This window comes from Sphingobium sp. FW306-1B-F04DB, assembly GCF_058781925.1.
The window spans coordinates 1-18,075 of sequence record NZ_JBYSXE010000017.1 but is presented as its reverse complement, the minus strand read 5'-3'; the positions used below and the strand labels follow the sequence as shown (position 1 = coordinate 18,075).

Below are 18,075 nucleotides of genomic sequence, written 5' to 3'. Positions count from 1 at the left end.
AGCGTGCGGCCATGCCGCATGCGCCCTTCGTTCCGCTCCGTATCTTCTCGTCCTTCACCATGCTTGATGGCGCGATCGAACCCAAGAAGATCGCGGCGCGCGCGCGCGAGCTTGGCTTTCCCGCGGCGGCGATCACCGATCGCAACGGGCTTTACGGCTCGATGGCCTTTTCGGACGCGTGCAAGGGCGCGGGCGTCCAGCCGATCATCGGCACGATGCTGTGCGTGGTGCGGCCCGACATGCCCGACAATGTCGATCCGGTCTTTGACTGGATCGCGCTCTATGCGCAGGACGAGCAGGGCTATGACAATCTCTGCGCGCTCGTCTCGGCGGCGCATCTCGACCGCCCCGTCGAGCAGCAGGCGCATGTGTCCTTCGCGGCGCTGGAGAGGCGGACAGACGGGCTGATCGCGCTCACCGCGGGCGCCGAGGGCGGGCTGACGCGGCTGCTCGCTGAGGAGCAGGTGACGCGCGCCGCGGCCTATCTGGACCGGTTGCAGGCGCTGTTCCCCGACCGGCTCTATATCGAGATCGTCCGCCGGCTCGACGAGGTGGAGGGCAAGGCCGAGCCGTTGCTGCTCGATCTGGCCTATGCGCGCGATATCCCGATCGTCGGCACCAATCCCTGCTGCTTCGCCGATGCGGGGTTCCACGCCGCGCATGACGCGATGCTGTGCATCGCCAATTCCTCCTATGTCGAAAGCGACGATCGGCGCAAAAGCTCACCCGATGCGTGGCTGAAGCCCGCCAAGGACATGAAGCTGCTGTTCGACGACCTGCCCGAGGCGCTGGCGAATACGCTGGTGGTGGCGCAGCGCTGCGCGGTGATGGCGCCCAAGCGCGCGCCGATCCTGCCCAGCCTTGCGGGCGACCGCGACGGCGAGGCGAGGAAGCTGCGCGAGGATGCCTTTGCGGGGCTCGAGGCGCGGCTGGAAAAGGCGGGGATTGCGGATGACGAGGCGCGCAAGACCTATTTCGACCGGCTCGAGTTCGAGGTGGGCATCATCATCCAGATGGGCTTTCCCGGCTATTTCCTGATCGTTGCCGACTTCATCAAATGGGCGAAGGACAATGACATTCCGGTGGGGCCGGGCCGCGGGTCGGGCGCGGGCTCGGTGGTCGCCTGGGCACTGACCATCACCGATCTCGACCCGATCAAGCTCGGCCTGCTGTTCGAACGCTTCCTCAACCCCGAGCGCGTCTCGATGCCCGACTTCGACATCGACTTCTGCGAAACCCGGCGCGAAGAGGTGATCCGCTACGTCCAGCAGAAATATGGCCGTGATCACGTGGCGCAGATCATCACCTTCGGGCGCCTGAAGGCGCGCGCGGTGCTGAAGGACACCGGGCGCGTGCTCCAGATGAGCTATGGCCAGGTCGACCGCCTCGCCAAGCTGGTGCCCAACCACCCGACCGATCCGTGGACGCTCGAGCGGACGATGGAAAAGGGCGGGGTGCCCGAGTTCCGCCACGAATACGAGACCGACAAGGATGTGCGCCGGCTCGTCGATCTCGCGATGAAGCTCGAGGGGCTGCCGCGCCACAGTTCGACCCACGCCGCGGGCGTGGTGATCGGCGACCGTCCGCTCGATCAGCTCGTCCCGCTCTATCGCGATCCGCGCTCGGACATGCCCGTGACGCAGTTCGACATGAAATATGTCGAGGGCGCGGGGCTGGTGAAGTTCGACTTCCTCGGGCTCAAGACGCTGTCTGTGCTGCAGAAGGCGGTGCAGCTGCTCGCCAAACGCGGCATCCATGTCGATCTCGCCGGGCTCGCCTGGGACGACCCGGGGGTCTACGAACTGCTCCAGCGCGGCGACACCGTGGGCGTGTTCCAGCTCGAATCCGAGGGCATGCGCCGCACGCTCGCTGCGGTGCGCCCCACCAATTTCGGCGACATCATCGCGCTCGTATCGCTCTACCGGCCGGGCCCGATGGACAACATCCCGACCTTCGGCGCGCGCAAGAACGGGCGCGAGACGATCGAATATCCGCACCCGATGCTGGAGGGCATCCTTGCCGAGACCTACGGGATCTTCGTCTATCAGGAACAGGTGATGCAGGCCGCGCAGATCCTTGCCGGCTACTCGCTCGGCGACGCCGACCTGCTGCGCCGCGCGATGGGCAAGAAGATCAAGGCCGAGATGGACGCGCAGCGGGCGCGCTTCGTCGAAGGGTGCGCCAGCAACGATATCCGCCCGGAAAAGGCCAACGAGCTGTTCGACCTGATCGACAAGTTCGCGGGCTATGGCTTCAACAAGAGCCACGCGGCGGCCTATGCGCTGCTCGCCTATCAGACCGCATGGCTCAAGGCGCATCACGCACCCGAATTCTTCGCCGCGTCGATGTGTTTCGACATGGCGCAGACCGACAAGCTGGGCATTTTCAGCGAGGATATGCGCCGGCTCGGCGTGCCCTGCCTGCCGCCGTGCATCAATGCGAGCGAGGCCGAGTTCTCGGTGGAGGAAGGTGCCGAGGGGCTTTCGGTGCGCTATGCGCTCGCGGCATTGAAGGGCGTGGGCGAAAAGGCGATGGAAGCACTCGTCGCCGAACGCGAGGCCAAGGGGCCGTTCACCTCGATCGATGATTTCGCGAACCGCGTCGATCCGCGCTCGTTGAACCGCCGCCAGATGGAAAGCCTGGCTGCGGCGGGCGCGTTTGACGGGGTCGATCCGGATCGCGCGGGCGTGTTTGCCGTGGCAGAGACGATCCTCGCGGTCGCGTCGCACGCCGAGGAGCAGCGCACCAGCGGGCAAGGTGGGCTGTTTGGCGGCAACGACGCACGGGCGGCCGCGATCCAGATCCCCCAGAGCGCGCACTGGTCGCTTGCCGACCGGATGGCGCAGGAAAAGGACGCGTTCGGTTTCTATTTCTCGGCGCATCCGATCGACCGGTTCCGCCACCTCGCCGATGCGCATGGCGCGCGCAGCTATGCCGCGCTCTGCTCCCAGCCCGCGCCCGCTGAGGCCACGCGCTCGCCCGGAACGATGGCGGGGCTGATCGAGGATGCGCGCTGGCGCACTTCGGCACGCGGGCGGCGCTATCTGATGGCGACATGTTCGGATGCATCGGGGCAGTTCATCGCGACCTGCTTCGAGGAGGATGTCGCGAAGGATCTGGAGGACGCCGCACGCGAAATTGGCTGCGCCTTGCTGACGGTCGAGCTGGATCGCCGGCCGGGCGAGGAGACGCCGCGCGTGACGGTGAAGCGTATCCAGCGTTTCGAGAAGCTCGCGGGCAATGTCCGGCTGATGCTCGAGGTCTCGATCGACGATGCGCAGGTGATCGCACCGCTCGCGAGCCTCATGGCGGGCGCGCGCGGCAGCCGCGGCGAGCTGGTGCTCAACGCGCAACTGCCCGACGGCGCCAGCGCGCGCGTGCTGCTCGGCCGCGACTTCCTGCTCGACGCCGAGCTTGCCGCGCGGATCGAGGCGCTTCCCGGCATCCTGTCGGTATCGCTCAGATCCGCCGACCAGCCGCGGCTTGCGCTCGTCTCCTGAAGGCATAGGCATCCGCCTGCCCTCCTTGCCGTAGCGTCAGCTTGCGGCGCTGGATTCGGCCGGATTTTCGGGTAATCTTCTCCTCAAATACGGGATTCCGAAAACGGAACCCACATTGTCGAGGAGAGACAAATGCTTGGTGGGATGCAGGATTTCGAGTTGCGCGTGCCGCGGCTTCTCGATCACGCGGAGCGCGAGAACGGCCGGCGCGAGATCGTGAGCTACTGGGCCGACGGCACGACGACGCGCACCAACTGGGCAGGGATCGCACGCGATTCGAGGAAGCTCGCGCAAGCGCTTGAAAAAATGGGCGTGAAGCGCGGCGATCGCGTGGCGACGCTGGCGATGAACCACAGCCGCCACCTCGTCGCCTGGTATGGCGCGATCGGCATGGGCGGGGTGATCCACACGATCAACCCGCGGCTGTTCGACGAGCAACTCGTCTATATCGCCAACCATGCCGAGGACCGGGTGCTGTTCTATGACAAGGCATTCCAGCCGATCGTCGACCGGCTCAAGCCCGAATGGACCTCGATCGAGCATTTCGTCTGCTTCGATTCGGATGCGCCCGACAATTTTGAGGCGCTGATAGCGACGGAGGATGGCGATTACGCCTGGGTCGAGGGGCCCGAACGCGAGCCGTGCATGCTCTGCTATACCAGCGGCACGACGGGCAATCCCAAGGGCGTGCTCTATGAGCATCGCTCCTCGGTGATCCATGCGCTGGCGGAAGTCGCACCCGATGTGTTCGACCTTAGCAACCAGTCGGTGGTGCTGCCGATCGTGCCGATGTTCCACGCAGCGGCCTGGGGGCTGCCCTTTGCGGGTGCGCTGGCGGGCGTGAAGTTCGTCTATTCTGCGGTCAATGACGGCGGCGTGCTGTGCCGGCTGTTCAACCAGGAGAAGGTGACGCATTCGGCGGGCGTGCCCACCGTCTGGCTCGCGATGTTCCAGCATATCGACGCGACCGGCGAGGCGCCCGAACACCTCAAGCTCGTCACCATCGGCGGGTCTGCGGCGCCGCGCGCGATGATCGAGCGGCTGATGGGCATGGGCATCCGCGTCGGCCATGCCTGGGGGATGACCGAAACCTCGCCGATCGGCACGATGGGCGCTCCCACCGCGAACTGGGACGAGATGAGTTTCGAGCAGAAGGTCGACCAGGTCGTCAAGCAGGGCAGGGTGCCCTTCGGCGTCGAGCTGCGCGTGGTCGACGAAGAGGGCCGGGTACAGCCGCGCGACGGGCAAAGCTCGGGCCGGCTCCAGATCCGCGGGCCGTGGATCATCAAACGCTATTTCCAGGACGAAAGGGGCGACTGCGTCGACACCGAAGGCTGGTTCGATACGGGCGACGTCGCGGTGATGCACCCGTGCGGCACGATGCAGATCACCGACCGTTCGAAGGACGTGATCAAGTCGGGCGGCGAATGGATCAGCTCGGTCGAGCTCGAGAATGCCGCGGTCGGCCATCCCGCGGTGGCCGAGGCGGCGGCGATCGGGGTCTATCATCCAAAGTGGGACGAGCGGCCGCTGCTCCTCGTGGTGAAGAAGCCGGGCACCGAGGTGTCCGACGCCGAGATCACGGCCTATCTTTCTGACAAGGTCGCCAAATGGTGGCTGCCCGACGAGATATTGTTCGTCGACAGCCTGCCGCACACCGCGACGGGCAAGCTGCTCAAGACCGCGCTGAGGACGCAGTACAAGGACCACAAGCTGCCGTCGGTGTCGGCGGCCGCGTGAGTCGTCGCCTCGCGTGTCTGTGATTGGAAAGTCGCGGCTGGAACAACGGGCTATCCGTGGCGGCAGCTTATCCCGTTGGCCTCAGCTGCCGCTCCGCCGGTGCGTCGAGCATGGCGTGGAACACCGCGAGCTTGCCGTCGTCGGGGCGATAAACCTTGCGAAACCGGCTGGCATCCCACCCGCAATTGTCGCACGCGCACGGGCCGCCCTTGTAGCAATCGGGCGTGAGTTCGACGAGCCTGACGCTGTAGCCGTCGCCCGCAGGCCTGACCGATTCAACCCTATAGACCTGCTTGAGTTCGGGCATGGTCTTGCTTTGCTTGTGCATTGGCGTGTTGTTGATGCACTCGACCAGATCGGACGCTTGGATATGACACATGTCGAATCGACGGCTCGCTAAGGTTGCATTGACCCAAATATGTCAGCGTCACATTAGCGCAACATTAAGGACATTCTGCGCGCCGCCGATTTGGCCGGGACCCGGCAGCAAGGCCGCTTCCGTAGTTCGCAGCGGGGAGAGGCGACGCAGCGACTTGTCAGGACATCGGCTGGCTTGAGCCGATCAAGCTGCCGTCAGTGCCGGCGGCGGCGTAGCGTTAGACAAGATTGCCAGTTTCAAAATTCTCGGCCAATTGCCCGTTCGACCATGACCTTGGAGCCGCGCGCGGGGTCGCGCAGTTGCTTGCTGGCCTCTGCTGCGGCCTGAAAATTACCGCTACTTATCGACTGCGCAACCTTGGCTTCCAACACTACTGACTGTTGGGATAGCACTTTGAGGTCCGACTCCGCCGAGGGATCCGGTGCGTCGGTCATTGCCACCAACTCGTCGCGTTGTTTCCTATAGTCTTTGACGCTTTCGCCAAGTGCCCTTGCGGTTTTTTCCAGATTCTCGACCTCCGCCAAGGCAGCGTCCACACTGATCTGAATCATATCACCGGTGATGGCGAACGGCTTTTCGGGATCGGCATGTTCGCCATTCGGCAGTTCGATCCGGGGCGGCGGCAGTTTTCGCGTCTCGAAGCTTGGAGAGAATGCCAGCCGCAGCATCTTGGGTCGACTATCGGGCTTAACGCCCCATTGCGCCTGGACCACCGGCGAAATGACAGAAAGAACACCGCACAATACGGCAAAGGAAATGCCCCAAGTCAGAATGCGATTGCTCAGCCTTTCCTTCTCTGGGGTCAGCTGCTCCTTCCGCAGCATCAGCAAGCTCAAAAGCAGAATAACAACGATGCCGACGCCGGCAAACCCTGCATTGACCAAGCCAATTACAGTATCAAACAAGCTGTCCATGGGATCGCCCCCAACGCTCCGTCTGCTTGAGTTAACCTATCATTTCTTTTCTTGGTTCGATACGGAAAAGGTTCAAATCGGCAGCAAAACAATCTCAACTTCTTCCTTTGCGGCGACCTGCCCAGGACGTGCTCGAGCGGCGGGCGTCGCGCGTATCGAGACTATTTTTGCGGCAGGCGAGCGCCAGGCGCGTGCACAATAATGCCGGTTTTCAAGCATGTGCTGCTTGCCGGACCAGCGCTCCTCATCTACCAGTTCGGGCACAACTTCTGGGGGGAAGTCAGATGCGGTTGCGGGGGAGGATTGTATTGCTCGCGCTCGGCGCGCTTGTTGCGGTGCCGGCGCAGGCTTCGGACAAGCGCGATTTCGAGGCGTGTGACGGACGCATTCATCCGGGAAAACAGGATGATGGCATGCGTGGCGAGGCAAGCACGCGGCCCTATGCCTCGCTGCTCGCGAGCCGGGGTGATGTCGCGGCGTGCACCCGCGCGCTGGCGAGCCCGCGATTGCTCCCGACCCAGACTCTCAGGCGGGCGCACCTGCTGCGCGCAAGGGCGGCTTCCTATCTTCGCGCGGGAAATACCGCAAAGGCGCTGGCCGATCTGGATCTTGCCGAAGCCGCCACCGCCAATCTTGCCGGGGACCGCTTTTACCAGCGCAGTATGGCGGTTTCGCTGATGCTGCTTCGCGCGCTCGCGCTTGCCCAATCCGGTGACATATCGAATGCGGTTCCGCTTGCCCGCACCGCAATGACAGCGCGCCCCTATTCGCTGCAGGTCCAGCAGGCCGCCGCCAATGTGCTTCAGGTGGCCAGGCCGCTCGGTGCTGCCTCGCCATCGCCGTGGCTCGGCGCCAACCGGCTTGATCCCGAGGTTGGAGCGGTGGCGCTCGGCAAGGAAGCCGAAGTAGGGAACTTCGCGGGCGTGCTCGCGCTGCGTCCCGGCGTCGCGGTCGACTGGCCGGCCGGACCGTTCAAGCCGGTGGGGTTCATGGTGCAAGACCCGGCACTCTCGCAGATGCTGTCGGCCGTGCTCGTGTCGCTTCACACCGCCTATGCGCGTGCGGCGACGGGCGATGCGGCGGGGGCGCGTCGCGACCTCGTCGAACTGCGCACCCGGGTGGCTGCTGCGCGTCCGGCATCAGCGGAGGCCCCGGTTGCAGAGTTCGCATCTGCGGCAATGACCTCGCTCGATCGCTATATCGAGACACGCAGCCGTCAGGTCGAGGCACGCATCGCGGTGGCCGAAGCGCGCCCGGCCGATGCGATCGGCGCGCTGGTGGCCAGCCCCATGCCGCGCGATGCCGCGACCATCGAGCTGCTGACCGCGCTCAAGGCGGCAATGCCCGCAAAGGACGCCGGGCTGGTGCCCGATGTCGCCCCCTTCGAAAAGGATCTGCGCGAGAGCCGTCAGAAGGCGCTTGCCGATGTCATATCGAGCGCGCTGATCGCGCCCGAAACGCCGCGCGCGGTCGTCGACTATGAAAAGGCGCGGCCCAATATCCTTGGGGCGCTGATCGGCGGCGCTTTGAGCATGGGCACCAGCCTGCTCGGGGGAATCGACCGCACCGACGGATTTCGCACGACCGCGAATACGGATGGGACCACCAAAGTCGAGTTTATCGGGAACACGCCGTCTGCGGCGCTGGTCCAGGAAATGACGCTGCTGCGTGCCGCCGAGGTGGCGCGGGCGGCGGGCAAGCCGGCCTTTGTGATCATCGACCGCAAGGAATTTTCGCGGCGGATGTCGACGCGGCAATACGGGGTTGAAATCAGCAGCGTCCCGACGGGCTTCAAGACCGAGCTGACGATACGCCTGGTCGATGCCGGCACCGAGCCGGAACGCGCGCTGGACGCCGTGACGATCATCGATGCGCTCGGGCCGCTCTACTACGAGGAAAAACCGACCAAGGGGTGATCGGCGCGCCCCCGAACGCGATCCTGCGTCAGAACAGGCTCAGCTGATCGCCCTGCGGCGGCCGGAACAGGTCGTGCCTGAGCGGCGGGCGTTCGTGCTGGTTGAGGCCGTTCTTGCGGCAGGCGAGCACAAAGCGCGTGCGGAGCAGTTCGGCCCAAGCACCCTGGCCGCGCATGCGGCTGCTGAAATCGGGGTCGTTGTCGCGCCCGCCGCGGATCGAGCGGATGATCGACATCACCTTGCCCGCGCGATCGGGAAAATGCGCGTCGAGCCAGGCCTTGAACAGCGGGGCGACCTCGAAGGGGAGGCGGACAGGGATATAGGCGGCGTGGGTGGCGCCCGCTTCTGCCGCTGCTTCGAGCAGATGTTCGACTTCATGGTCGGTGATCGCGGGGATGACGGGCGAGATCGAGACGGTGACGGGGATGCCCGCATCGGCGAGGCCCTTGACCGCGGCAAGTCTCCTCCGCGGGGCTGGCGCGCGCGGTTCGAGCGTCATTGCGATCCTGGGATCGAGCGAGGTGATCGAGATCATCACCGACACCAGCCCTTTCTCGGCCATGGGGCCAAGCAGATCGAGATCGCCGAGCACGCGGTCGGACTTGGTCGTGATAAGCAGCGGATGACAGGTTTCCGCCAGCACTTCGATACACTGGCGGGTGATATGCCAGTCGCGCTCGATCGGCTGGAAGGGATCGGTGTTGGTGCCCATCGCGATCGGCGCGACGACATAGCCCGGTTTCGCCAACTCCTTTCGCAGCAGTTCGGCGGCATCGGGCTTGACGAACAGCTTGCTCTCGAAATCGAGACCGGGCGACAGGTCGTGATAGGCGTGGGTGGGGCGCGCGAAGCAGTAGATGCAGCCATGCTCGCACCCGCGATAAGGGTTGATCGAACGGTCGAAGACGACGTCGGGCGAGGTGTTGCGCGTCAGGATCGTCTTCGGGTGCTCGATGGTGACGGTGGTCCTGAGCGGGGGCGGGGCATCGTCGAGGTCTTCGCGCATGTCGAGCCAGTCGCCATCGACGATGCGCTCGGGCAGGTTGAAGCGGCTGCTTTCGCGATTGAGCGTCGCGCCGCGCGCAGGGCGGAGCTTCGAGTCCATTGACTTATGATGCATGTCGCGTAAGAACAAATCAAGAACAATGGAGAAAAAAATGGCGCGATTGAACTATGTCGAACTGCCCGTGGGCGACGTTGCCGGCACCAAGCACTTCTACGCGGACGCGTTTGGCTGGACCTTCACCGATTTCGGGCCCGACTATGCGGCGACCATGACCGGCGACACCGATCTCGGCCTCAATGGCGACGCCACGCAGCATACTGCGGTGCTGCTGCCGGTGATCGAGGTTGATGATCTGGAAGCCGTGCAGGAAAAGGTCATCGCCGCTGGCGGCGCCATCACGTTGCCGATCTTCGCTTTTCCGGGCGGCCGGCGCTTCCACTTCCGCGATCCCGCAGGGCATGAACTGGCCGCAATGCAGCCCGCAGCCGAATAGCCTCAGCGTTCGGTGAGGCGCGGCATTAGCTCGACGAAGTTGCAGGGCTTGTGGCGGATATCGAGCTGGGTAGCGAGGATGCCGTCCCAGCCATCCTTCACCGCGCCAGTCGAGCCGGGCAGCGCGAAGATATAGGTGCCGCGCACGACGCTGGCCGCGGCGCGAGACTGGATCGTCGAGGTGCCGATCGTCTGGTAACTGAGCCAGCGGAACAGCTCGCCGAAACCGGGAATGTCCTTGCCGCCCAATCGGGCGAGCGCCTCGGGGGTGACGTCGCGGCCGGTGACGCCGGTGCCGCCGGTGGTGATGACGCAATCGATCTGCGGATCGTCGATCCAGCCGTGCAGGCGCGCGACGATCAGGTCTATCTTGTCGCGGACGATCGCGCGGTCGGAAAGATGATGCCCGGCGGCGGTCAGCCGTTCGACGAGCGCGTCGCCCGACGTGTCCTCGTCAGGCCCGCGCGTGTCGGAGATCGTCATGACCGCGATGTTGACCGGGCGGAACGCCCGGCTTTCGTCAATCGGCACTTTGCGTCCTGTTGGCGGCGTCCATGCGCACGGCGGTCGCGCCGCGAAGCCCGGGGAAGCGCGGCCACATGCCCTGCGCGATCGCGGCAAGGCTGGCGGATTTCTCGCCCGCGTTGCGCTGGTACATCCAGTAGTTCCGGAGCACGATCGTGACGTAGCCGCGCGTTTCCCAATAGGGCAGCGACTCGATGTACAGCAGCGGATCGCCGCCATCGATGTTGCGGTAATTCCAGTCGCGGACGGGGGCGGGGCCCGCGTTATACGCCGCGATGACCTTGGGCAGCAGCCCCTGCGTTCCATCGAAATCGCGCAGATATTCGAGGTAGCGCTGGCCGAACTCGATATTGGTTGAAGGATTGGTCAGCGCCTCGCGCGAGAAATCGCCGCCGCGGTCGCGTGCCATGTGGCGTGCGGCGGCGGGCATCACCTGCATCAGGCCGTAAGCCCCGGCGGGGCTCACCACGTCGCGGCGGAAGTTCGATTCCTGCAGCGCGTGCGCATAGACGAGCGACTTGTCGACGCGCCAGCCGCCATCGGGGGTCCAGTCGGGCGCGGGATAGCGTGTGCCGGCACCCGGTTGCGCGCCGCTGGGGCCGTTATGTGCCAGCCAGATCTGTGTTTCGGGCAGATTCAGTCGCGCCGCTAGCTCGCACAGTGCGGCATGATCGGCGCGCGTCCCGATCCGCGCCTGATGGCGCAGGGTCTCGTCGGCGAGCTTGTATTCGCCGATCTCGCTCAGCGCGATCGCGGTGCGGACATTGCCAAGCCGGGAAAGGCGCTTCCAGTCGGCGGTCACCAGATCGGGACCATTGTCATCGCGCGCGGCGATGCCCAGCGTTTGCGCCGAAAGCAGGCCATAGAAGGTCTCGTCATTGCGCGCTGCGTTGCGCAGCAGCGGCTGGACCTTTTCGGGCTCGCCATTGGCCATGAAGGCACGCGCCGCCCAGAACTGCCCCGCGGCGCGGAACTCGCTGTCGGCACCGCGCGCGGCAACCGACTGGAAGGCCGCGGCGGCGGCGCGGAAGTCGCGTTGGCGCCAGCTGGCGAGACCGACGACCCAGTCGGCATAGACCGCCCATTCGCCCACGCCGCGCTGCGCCCTGGCGGCGAGCATCCGCGCGGCGGCGTCATTGTTGGTAATATAGTAGGACCAGGCGACGCGCTGCTGCCATTCGGTGAGCGCCTCGGGGGTCAGCTGGCCCTCGACCTCGGCAATCAACGCCTCGGCCGCCGCGGGCTGGTTGTCCTTGATGAGCGGCAGCACCCTGGCGCTCAGCGTCTCGGCGACGAGGTCGCCCCTGGTGGTCGAGGCGCGGCCGCGCAAGGGCTTGCCGCCGAGCCACACAAGGCGCTGCGGCTCGGAAATCGGGGGCAGGGTGGTTGCGCCGCGCGTGGTTGCGAGACGGGCGAGCTGCGCCGCCTTGGGCATGTCGGGCGCCTGGGCCACCAGCGCGAGCAGGGGGTCGAGCTCGACCTTGGGCGAGCCCTTGGCGAGATAGAGCTCGGCGCGCGCAAGCGGCGTCAGCAGCCCGTCCTTCGCGGCATCGAGCCGCGCCGCGGCCTCGACCCAGCGGCTTGCGCGGATATCGGCGAAGACCGCGCGATAGAGCTCGCGCTCGGACGCGGAGAGCTGGCGCGGCAAGGGTTCGCGCGCGGGCTTGCGCGCCGAAGTCTGCACACCCTCGTTCGCGGCCAGCGCAGGGTGCGCTGAAAACAGCAGCAGCGCGCCGGCGAGAAGGGGGGTGAGCTTCATTGCATTCCCTCGATAAGCAACCGCAGATCCCGCCAGCTGTCCGCCTTGCGTTGCGGATTTTGCAGCAGGAAGCGCGGCGCGAACGTCGCGACTGCCTCCATATTGACGCCGCCATGGTTAACGGCGTGTAATCTTCCGCGCGCGGCGACGAGATCCATCCCGAGAACCGCACGGCTTGCCGCCTGACCCATCAGCAATAATCGCTGAGGGCGAACGAGCGCGACATGATGTTTCGCAAATGCACCGATCGCTTCGACGCGCTGGGAATCGATCCTGCCGCCCGCCGGCCGCGCGAGCACGAGCGAGGAGAGCCAGATCGTCCCGCGGCCCCGCCCGATGGCCGCCATCATCCGGTCGAACAACTGCCCGGCCTCGTCGGACAACAGCATTCCGGCGTCGGAATCACCGGCTTCGGGCATGTCGACCAGCACCATCAGCCGCGATGTCGGTTCGCCCGATGCAAAAATTCTTCGTCCCTTGATCGAGCCGTCGGGAAGCTGCTCGGCCGCCTCGATCCAGCTGCGGAAGGCCTCCAGTGTCGCGGGCAATGCCTCGGGCTCGGGGCACGGCGCGGCGGCCGGCGACGTTACGGCAGCCGGACGCGGCCCGGCGAGCCAGTTGCGGGGCGCCTCGTCGACAAGCATGTCGACTCCCGCCTCGTGCCACCAGCCGAGTGTGCTCAGCGCATGTTGCGCTTCAAGGATTTCAGCCCCCGCGTCCATCGCAAACACTAGAGTCAGAGGTTGACGGCGGGGTCAATCTGAATGCACGGGCATTAGTGATAAAGCGTTGTCCGGGCACGATGACAGGAATCCATCGCGCACCGGCCATGGAGGGAAGCGGAAGATGAGCGAACGGGAATCGATGCCCTATGACGTCGTGATCGTGGGCGCCGGGCCGGCGGGCCTGGCGGCAGCGATCCGGCTGAAGCAGCTTGCGAACGAGAAGGGCCGCGAGCTTTCGGTCTGCGTGCTCGAAAAGGGCTCCGAAGTCGGCGCGCACATCCTCTCGGGCGCGGTGGTCGACCCCAAGGGGCTCGACGAATTGCTGCCAGACTGGCGCACCATGGGCTGCCCGATGGCCGAGGTGCCGGTCACCGAGAACCATCACTGGCTGCTGACCGAGACGGGCAAGTTCGCAATGCCCCATTTCATGATGCCCCCCTTCATGAACAACAAGGGCACCTATACGGGCTCGCTCGGCAATCTCTGCCGCTGGCTCGCCGAGCAGGCCGAGGGACTGGGTGTCGAGATCTTCCCCGGCTTCGCGGCCGCCGAGGTGCTGTTCAACGAGGACGGGTCGGTCAAGGGCGTCGCGACGGGCGACATGGGCGTCGCGCGCGACGGCACGCACAAGCCCGATTACCAGCCGGGGCTCGAGCTCCATGCCAAATACACCTTCTTTGCTGAGGGCGTGCGCGGTCATCTGACCAAGGAATTGAAGCGCATCTTCGACCTCGAATGCGATTGCGAGCCGCAGGTCTATGGCATCGGGCTGAAGGAACTGTGGGACATCGATCCTGCCAAGCACGTTCCCGGCCGTGTGATCCACAGCCAGGGCTGGCCGCTCAGCGACGCATGGGGCGGGGGCTTCATCTATCACCAGGCCAATGGCCAGGTCGCGCTCGGCTTCGTCGTCGCGCTCTCCTATTCCAACCCGCACCTCTATCCCTTCCAGGAATTCCAACGCTGGAAGACGCATCCCGAGATCAAGAAGATGCTCGAGGGCGGCAAGCGCGTGTCGTACGGCGCGCGCGCGATCAACGAGGGCGGCTGGCAGGCGGTGCCCAAGCTCGTCTTCCCCGGCGGCGCGCTGATCGGCTGTTCAGCGGGCTTCGTGAACGTGCCGCGCATCAAGGGCAGCCATACCGCTATCAAATCGGGCATGCTCGCAGCCGAGGCAGCGTTCGAGGCGATTGCGGCGGATCGTTCGGCGGACGAACTGTCGAGCTACCCGCAGGCGCTCAACGAAAGCTGGATCGCCAAAGAACTCAAGATGGTGCGCAATGTCGAGCCCTCGGTTTCGCGGTTCGGCAACTTCTTCGGCACGCTCTTCGCGGGCATCGACATGTGGATGCGCTACCTGAAGATCGGTTTGCCCTTCACCTTCGGGCACAAGCCTGATCACACCAAGATGCAGCGCGCCGACCACGCCAGGAAGATCGACTATCCCAAGCCCGACGGCGTCTTCAGTTTCGACCGGCTATCCTCGGTGTTCCTGTCAAACACCAATCACGAGGAGGACCAGCCCTGCCACCTGACGCTCAAGGATCCCGACGTCCCGATCAGGCACAACCTGCCGCTCTATGACGAGCCTGCGCAGCGTTACTGCCCCGCGGGCGTCTATGAGGTCGTGGGGCAGGAAGAGGGCAATCCGCGCTTCCAGATCAACGCGCAGAACTGCGTCCACTGCAAGACCTGCGACATCAAGGACCCCACGCAGAACATCAACTGGGTAGTGCCCGAGGGTGGCGGGGGCCCCAACTACCCCAATATGTAAGGGGTGGAGATCACAGGAAGAACTGCGCGGGTGGCGAGGGGCTGATCGCGCTGTTCTTCCGGGCGAATTCGGCCGGTGTTCCCGGTCTCTCCATCCGGTTGCCGCTGCTGCCGAACGCGAGAGCGGATACGACCCAGCGCCCGGGCGCTTCCGCGTCATGGGCCACGCAAAAGAAAAGCGCGCCATGCGCTTGGCGGGGCGCGCTTTACAGGAAGCCGACTTCAAATCGGCGCCACCGGCGTGCGCGCGAAGCGGAAAGCCGCGCGCCGCCCCGCACAGTGGCGGGAATGCACAGCGGTATCAATGGATTAATTGGGGCAGCAGGCAGCGGAGCGCGTCCGGTGATACCGGACCCGGGCGGGCGACGGCCGCGTTGCGCCGCCTTCGCGAATGGATCGACATCGGTTCTGGTGGGAAGTTTGGCAACAGGGGGTTTCTACACCTGGGTCGCAAAGGAGATCGAAACCCCCCGCTGCCAATCCGGCCGGGTCACTTAAGCCGGTGAATGATTGATGCCAGAATTGTTGGAGGTTGAAAAGAACGAATTCGACAGTGGTCGAAAATTTCTTAATACTTACACTCGTGTAAGACCTTTAGTCGTTCGCATTTTCTTGGTTCTGGAAAATAGAGGCAAATCATCATTAGGATTTCGTTGTAAAATTTGTCCAAAGCCGCGGCGGCGAATGATTCGTAAGAGCAACGAATCTGATAGACATCGGATCATATTCTGGCGCTTGGCTTTTGCGTCGCCACCGGTGTCAACGAATTAGTCGGCGGCGGCGCGATAGCTGATGATCTCGAACTCGATTCCGTCATGGTCAAAGAAATAGAATCGGCGGCCGGGTTCGTAACCGGCATGGTTGAACGGTTCGAGGCCCGCAGCCCGCACGCGCGCCTCGATGGCATCGAGATCGTCGACGACGATCCCGACATGGTTGAGCGGCCGGCCCTTGGCAAAAGTCGCGACGTCATAGTCGCGCCCTTTGCTCGTATAGAGCGCCATATACACATGGTCGTCGCCGACATGGATCGTATGGCCGTTGTCGATCGCCGGCCCCTGCCAGCGGATATGCCAGCCGAACAGATCGTGCATGAGCGCGGCCGAGCGCGCGGGATCGCGGACGGTGAGGTTGACATGTTCGATGAAGGCAGCGGGCATGTGTCTGTTCCATTTCTCGTCGTGCAGGTCGAATGCCCGCGAGTCGTACAACTTAAAGCCGGCTTGAGATCAAGCGGTCTTTCGCCTGCGCGTCGCGGCGCGCGGGCAATATACGACGCTTGCCTGTCATGGGGCGTCATGGTGTATGATCGCTGCTGGCCCGCGGTTCCGCGGACGCCGCGTCGGAGTGCCCCGCTGGATGTTCGCCCGGATATTCGTCACGACCCGAACCATCGTCGCGCCCGCGCTGATCGCGGCGGCGATGCTGCCATCGCTCGCGCTGGCGAACCGGCCCGATGCCGAGGCGATGGCGCATTATGTGCGCGCGCGGCTGGCCGACAATGCGGGCGAACCCGTCGCCGCTGCGGCTGGCTATGCGACCTTGCTCGTCGCCGATCCGGGCGACCTGACGATGGCGCTTCGAACCTATCGCGGCGCGCTGGCTGCGGGCGACACCGCGCTGGCGCTCGATGCGGCCCGGATCCTCGACGCGCGTGGCGCGCTGCCCGCCGACGGGCGGTTGCTGTTCTTCGCCAATGCACTTTCGACTGGAGACTGGGCAAGCGCGCGCGGTGCGATCGGCACGATGGAAGGCGAGGAGACCTTCGCCTTCCTGTCGCCGATGCTGCGCGCCTGGACCAATTTCGGTGCGCGCGACGGTGCGACCGTCGAACTGTTGAGGGCGCGTACGACGAGCGCGCTGACCTCGGCCTACAAGGGCGAGCAGGAGGCGCTGCTGCTGCTCGCGCAGCGCAAGGCCGAGGACGGTGAGGCCGGCTATCGCGCGCTCAACGCGATCGGCAGGGGGGCGAGCGAAACTGCGGTGCGGATTGCGGTGGCGAGCCGTCTGGCGGCGCTGGGTGAGCGCCGCGCCGCGATGGAACTGCTCGAAGGCAATGATGTCACGCTCAAGGCGGCGCACACGCTCGTTGCGCGGCACAAGAAGCTGCCTGGCGCCGCGACCGATGCAAGCAAGGGCGTGTCGCTGCTCTTCGCGCGGCTGGCCGAGGACATCGGACGGCAGGATCGTCCGACACCAATCGCGCTCTCGATCGCGCGGATCGCGCTGATCCTCGATCCCGGCAGCGATATCGCGCTGTTGCTCGTCGCCGACATGCTGGGTTCGAGAGGCAATCCGGATCTCGCGCTGCCGTTGCTCGACCGGATCAATCGCAAGGGGCCCTGGAATGCGGCGGCACGCGACGCGCGCGTGCAGATACTGGTCGATGCCGGCGAAACGCAGCGCGCGCTGGAGACCGCGACCGCAGCGACGCTGGCGCGGGGCGCGACCGTCAGCGACTTCACGCGGCTGGGCGAGCGTTATGCCGAACTCAAGCGCCATGACGAGGCCGCCATCGCCTATGACCGCGCGCTCGCCATGGCCGAAAAGACCAGGGATGGTGCGGGCTGGGCGCTGTGGCTGCTCAAGGGCAGCGCGCATTACGAGGCGGGCGACTGGCCCAATGCAAAGGTCGCGTTGACCCGCGCCGCCGAACTCGGCCCCGATCAGCCCGTGGTGCTCAACTATCTCGGCTACGCAAAGCTCGAGTATCGCGAGGATCTGGAAGAGGCCGAACGGCTGATCCGCCGTGCCAGCGAGCTCGCGCCGCAGGATCCCGCGATCGCCGACTCGCTCGGCTGGGCCTATTTCGTTCGCGGCAACATCCCCAAGGCGGTCGAAACGCTCGAGCGCGCCGCATCGGCAGTGCCCGACGAACCGACGATCAGCGAGCACCTCGGCGACGCCTATTGGACCGCGGGGCGCAGGATCGACGCGCGCTATGCGTGGACCGCGGCGCTGGTGACTGCCGAAGGACACATCGCCGAACGGATCAGGTCCAAGCTCGATACCGGGCTGAAGCCGGACAATATCGCGCCCTGACCGCCATGCTGACCGAAATCGCCTGGGCCAAGATCAATTTGGCGCTCCATGTCCGCGCGCGGCGCGCCGATGGCTATCACACGATCGAAAGCCTGTTCGCCTTTGCGGGAGACGGTGACGTGCTGCGCGGCGAGAAGGCGGATGCACTGTCGCTGACGATCGAGGGGCCCTTTGCCGGGGCGCTCGACGGTGAAAGTGACGACAATCTGGTGCTGCGGGCGGCGCATGCGCTGCAACAGGCCTTCGGTGTCGAAAGCGGAGCGCGGCTGGTGCTCGACAAGCGCGTGCCGGTGGCGGCGGGGCT

The 18,075-nt window shown here is 65.2% G+C and carries 13 protein-coding genes and 1 pseudogene; 7 read left to right on the top strand and 7 right to left on the bottom strand.

Going from position 1 to position 18,075, the window contains the following annotated elements; all coding sequences use genetic code 11:
- The first annotated feature begins 11 nt into the window (after positions 1-11).
- Positions 12-3,500, top strand: coding sequence for a DNA polymerase III subunit alpha (gene dnaE / locus AC3WJD_RS10005; RefSeq protein WP_492746469.1), 3,489 nt, complete (start codon positions 12-14; stop codon positions 3,498-3,500).
- A 132-nt stretch (positions 3,501-3,632) separates the two neighbouring features.
- Positions 3,633-5,240 (top strand): long-chain fatty acid--CoA ligase, encoded by a 1,608-nt coding sequence (locus AC3WJD_RS10000; RefSeq protein ID WP_492746468.1) that lies wholly within the window; start codon positions 3,633-3,635, stop codon positions 5,238-5,240.
- 67 nt (positions 5,241-5,307) lie between these two features.
- Here AC3WJD_RS10000 and AC3WJD_RS09995 read toward each other — a convergent pair whose 3' ends face one another.
- The gene (locus tag AC3WJD_RS09995) at positions 5,308-5,619 is read right to left on the bottom strand and encodes a hypothetical protein (protein WP_492746467.1); all 312 of its coding nucleotides are present in this window, start codon (positions 5,617-5,619) and stop codon (positions 5,308-5,310) included.
- Between the two features lie 236 nt (positions 5,620-5,855).
- The gene (locus AC3WJD_RS09990; protein ID WP_492746466.1) at positions 5,856-6,533 is read right to left on the bottom strand and encodes a hypothetical protein; all 678 of its coding nucleotides are present in this window, start codon (positions 6,531-6,533) and stop codon (positions 5,856-5,858) included.
- Positions 6,534-6,841: 308 nt separating this feature from the next.
- Between AC3WJD_RS09990 and AC3WJD_RS09985 the strand changes: the two genes are divergently transcribed.
- Positions 6,842-8,449: a hypothetical protein gene (locus AC3WJD_RS09985; protein ID WP_492746465.1), complete on the top strand. Its 1,608-nt coding sequence runs from the start codon at positions 6,842-6,844 to the stop codon at positions 8,447-8,449.
- Positions 8,450-8,477: 28 nt separating this feature from the next.
- On the opposite strand, the gene AC3WJD_RS09980 is transcribed toward AC3WJD_RS09985, so the two are convergent.
- Positions 8,478-9,554 (bottom strand): PA0069 family radical SAM protein, encoded by a 1,077-nt coding sequence (locus AC3WJD_RS09980; protein WP_492746464.1) that lies wholly within the window; start codon positions 9,552-9,554, stop codon positions 8,478-8,480.
- 52 nt (positions 9,555-9,606) lie between these two features.
- Between AC3WJD_RS09980 and AC3WJD_RS09975 the strand changes: the two genes are divergently transcribed.
- A complete protein-coding gene (locus AC3WJD_RS09975) occupies positions 9,607-9,948 on the top strand; it encodes a VOC family protein (RefSeq protein ID WP_492746463.1) in 342 nt (113 codons plus the stop codon).
- A 2-nt stretch (positions 9,949-9,950) separates the two neighbouring features.
- On the opposite strand, the gene moaB is transcribed toward AC3WJD_RS09975, so the two are convergent.
- The 3 genes from moaB to AC3WJD_RS09960 are packed head-to-tail and all read right to left on the bottom strand — an operon-like array spanning position 9,951 to position 12,953.
- Positions 9,951-10,478, bottom strand: a complete 528-nt coding sequence (gene moaB, locus AC3WJD_RS09970; RefSeq protein ID WP_492746462.1) for a molybdenum cofactor biosynthesis protein B — start codon at positions 10,476-10,478, stop codon at positions 9,951-9,953.
- On the bottom strand, positions 10,468-12,231 hold the full coding sequence (locus AC3WJD_RS09965; protein WP_492746461.1) for a lytic transglycosylase domain-containing protein: 1,764 nt from the start codon (positions 12,229-12,231) through the stop codon (positions 10,468-10,470). Before AC3WJD_RS09965 ends, moaB begins: the two co-directional genes overlap by 11 nt.
- Positions 12,228-12,953, bottom strand: a complete 726-nt coding sequence (locus AC3WJD_RS09960) for a uracil-DNA glycosylase family protein (RefSeq protein ID WP_492746460.1) — start codon at positions 12,951-12,953, stop codon at positions 12,228-12,230. Before AC3WJD_RS09960 ends, AC3WJD_RS09965 begins: the two co-directional genes overlap by 4 nt.
- A 124-nt stretch (positions 12,954-13,077) precedes the next feature.
- Here AC3WJD_RS09960 and AC3WJD_RS09955 point away from each other — a divergent pair, with 124 nt between their 5' ends.
- The gene (locus AC3WJD_RS09955) at positions 13,078-14,730 is read left to right on the top strand and encodes an electron transfer flavoprotein-ubiquinone oxidoreductase (RefSeq protein WP_492746459.1); all 1,653 of its coding nucleotides are present in this window, start codon (positions 13,078-13,080) and stop codon (positions 14,728-14,730) included.
- A gap of 766 nt (positions 14,731-15,496) precedes the next feature.
- On the opposite strand, the gene AC3WJD_RS09950 is transcribed toward AC3WJD_RS09955, so the two are convergent.
- Positions 15,497-15,889, bottom strand: a complete 393-nt coding sequence (locus AC3WJD_RS09950) for a VOC family protein (protein WP_492746458.1) — start codon at positions 15,887-15,889, stop codon at positions 15,497-15,499.
- 199 nt (positions 15,890-16,088) lie between these two features.
- On the opposite strand from AC3WJD_RS09950, the gene AC3WJD_RS09945 reads away from it, so the two are divergent.
- Both AC3WJD_RS09945 and AC3WJD_RS09940 read left to right on the top strand, forming a co-directional pair.
- Positions 16,089-17,771: a tetratricopeptide repeat protein gene (locus tag AC3WJD_RS09945; protein ID WP_492746457.1), complete on the top strand. Its 1,683-nt coding sequence runs from the start codon at positions 16,089-16,091 to the stop codon at positions 17,769-17,771.
- Positions 17,772-17,776: 5 nt separating this feature from the next.
- A pseudogene (locus AC3WJD_RS09940) lies at positions 17,777-18,075 on the top strand (4-(cytidine 5'-diphospho)-2-C-methyl-D-erythritol kinase); the annotation flags it as partial.

Bases quoted from the DNA above. Each gene is read 5' to 3' on its own strand.
- dnaE (WP_492746469.1), top strand. From the start codon at position 12: ATGCCGCATGCGCCCTTCGTTCCGCTCCGTATCTTCTCGTCCTTCACC.
- AC3WJD_RS10000 (WP_492746468.1), top strand. From the start codon at position 3,633: ATGCTTGGTGGGATGCAGGATTTCGAGTTGCGCGTGCCGCGGCTTCTC.
- AC3WJD_RS09995 (WP_492746467.1), bottom strand. From the start codon at position 5,619: ATGTGTCATATCCAAGCGTCCGATCTGGTCGAGTGCATCAACAACACG.
- AC3WJD_RS09990 (WP_492746466.1), bottom strand. From the start codon at position 6,533: ATGGACAGCTTGTTTGATACTGTAATTGGCTTGGTCAATGCAGGGTTT.
- AC3WJD_RS09980 (WP_492746464.1), bottom strand. From the start codon at position 9,554: ATGGACTCGAAGCTCCGCCCTGCGCGCGGCGCGACGCTCAATCGCGAA.
- AC3WJD_RS09975 (WP_492746463.1), top strand. From the start codon at position 9,607: ATGGCGCGATTGAACTATGTCGAACTGCCCGTGGGCGACGTTGCCGGC.
- AC3WJD_RS09965 (WP_492746461.1), bottom strand. From the start codon at position 12,231: ATGAAGCTCACCCCCCTTCTCGCCGGCGCGCTGCTGCTGTTTTCAGCG.
- AC3WJD_RS09960 (WP_492746460.1), bottom strand. From the start codon at position 12,953: ATGGACGCGGGGGCTGAAATCCTTGAAGCGCAACATGCGCTGAGCACA.
- AC3WJD_RS09955 (WP_492746459.1), top strand. From the start codon at position 13,078: ATGAGCGAACGGGAATCGATGCCCTATGACGTCGTGATCGTGGGCGCC.
- AC3WJD_RS09950 (WP_492746458.1), bottom strand. From the start codon at position 15,889: ATGCCCGCTGCCTTCATCGAACATGTCAACCTCACCGTCCGCGATCCC.
- AC3WJD_RS09945 (WP_492746457.1), top strand. From the start codon at position 16,089: ATGTTCGCCCGGATATTCGTCACGACCCGAACCATCGTCGCGCCCGCG.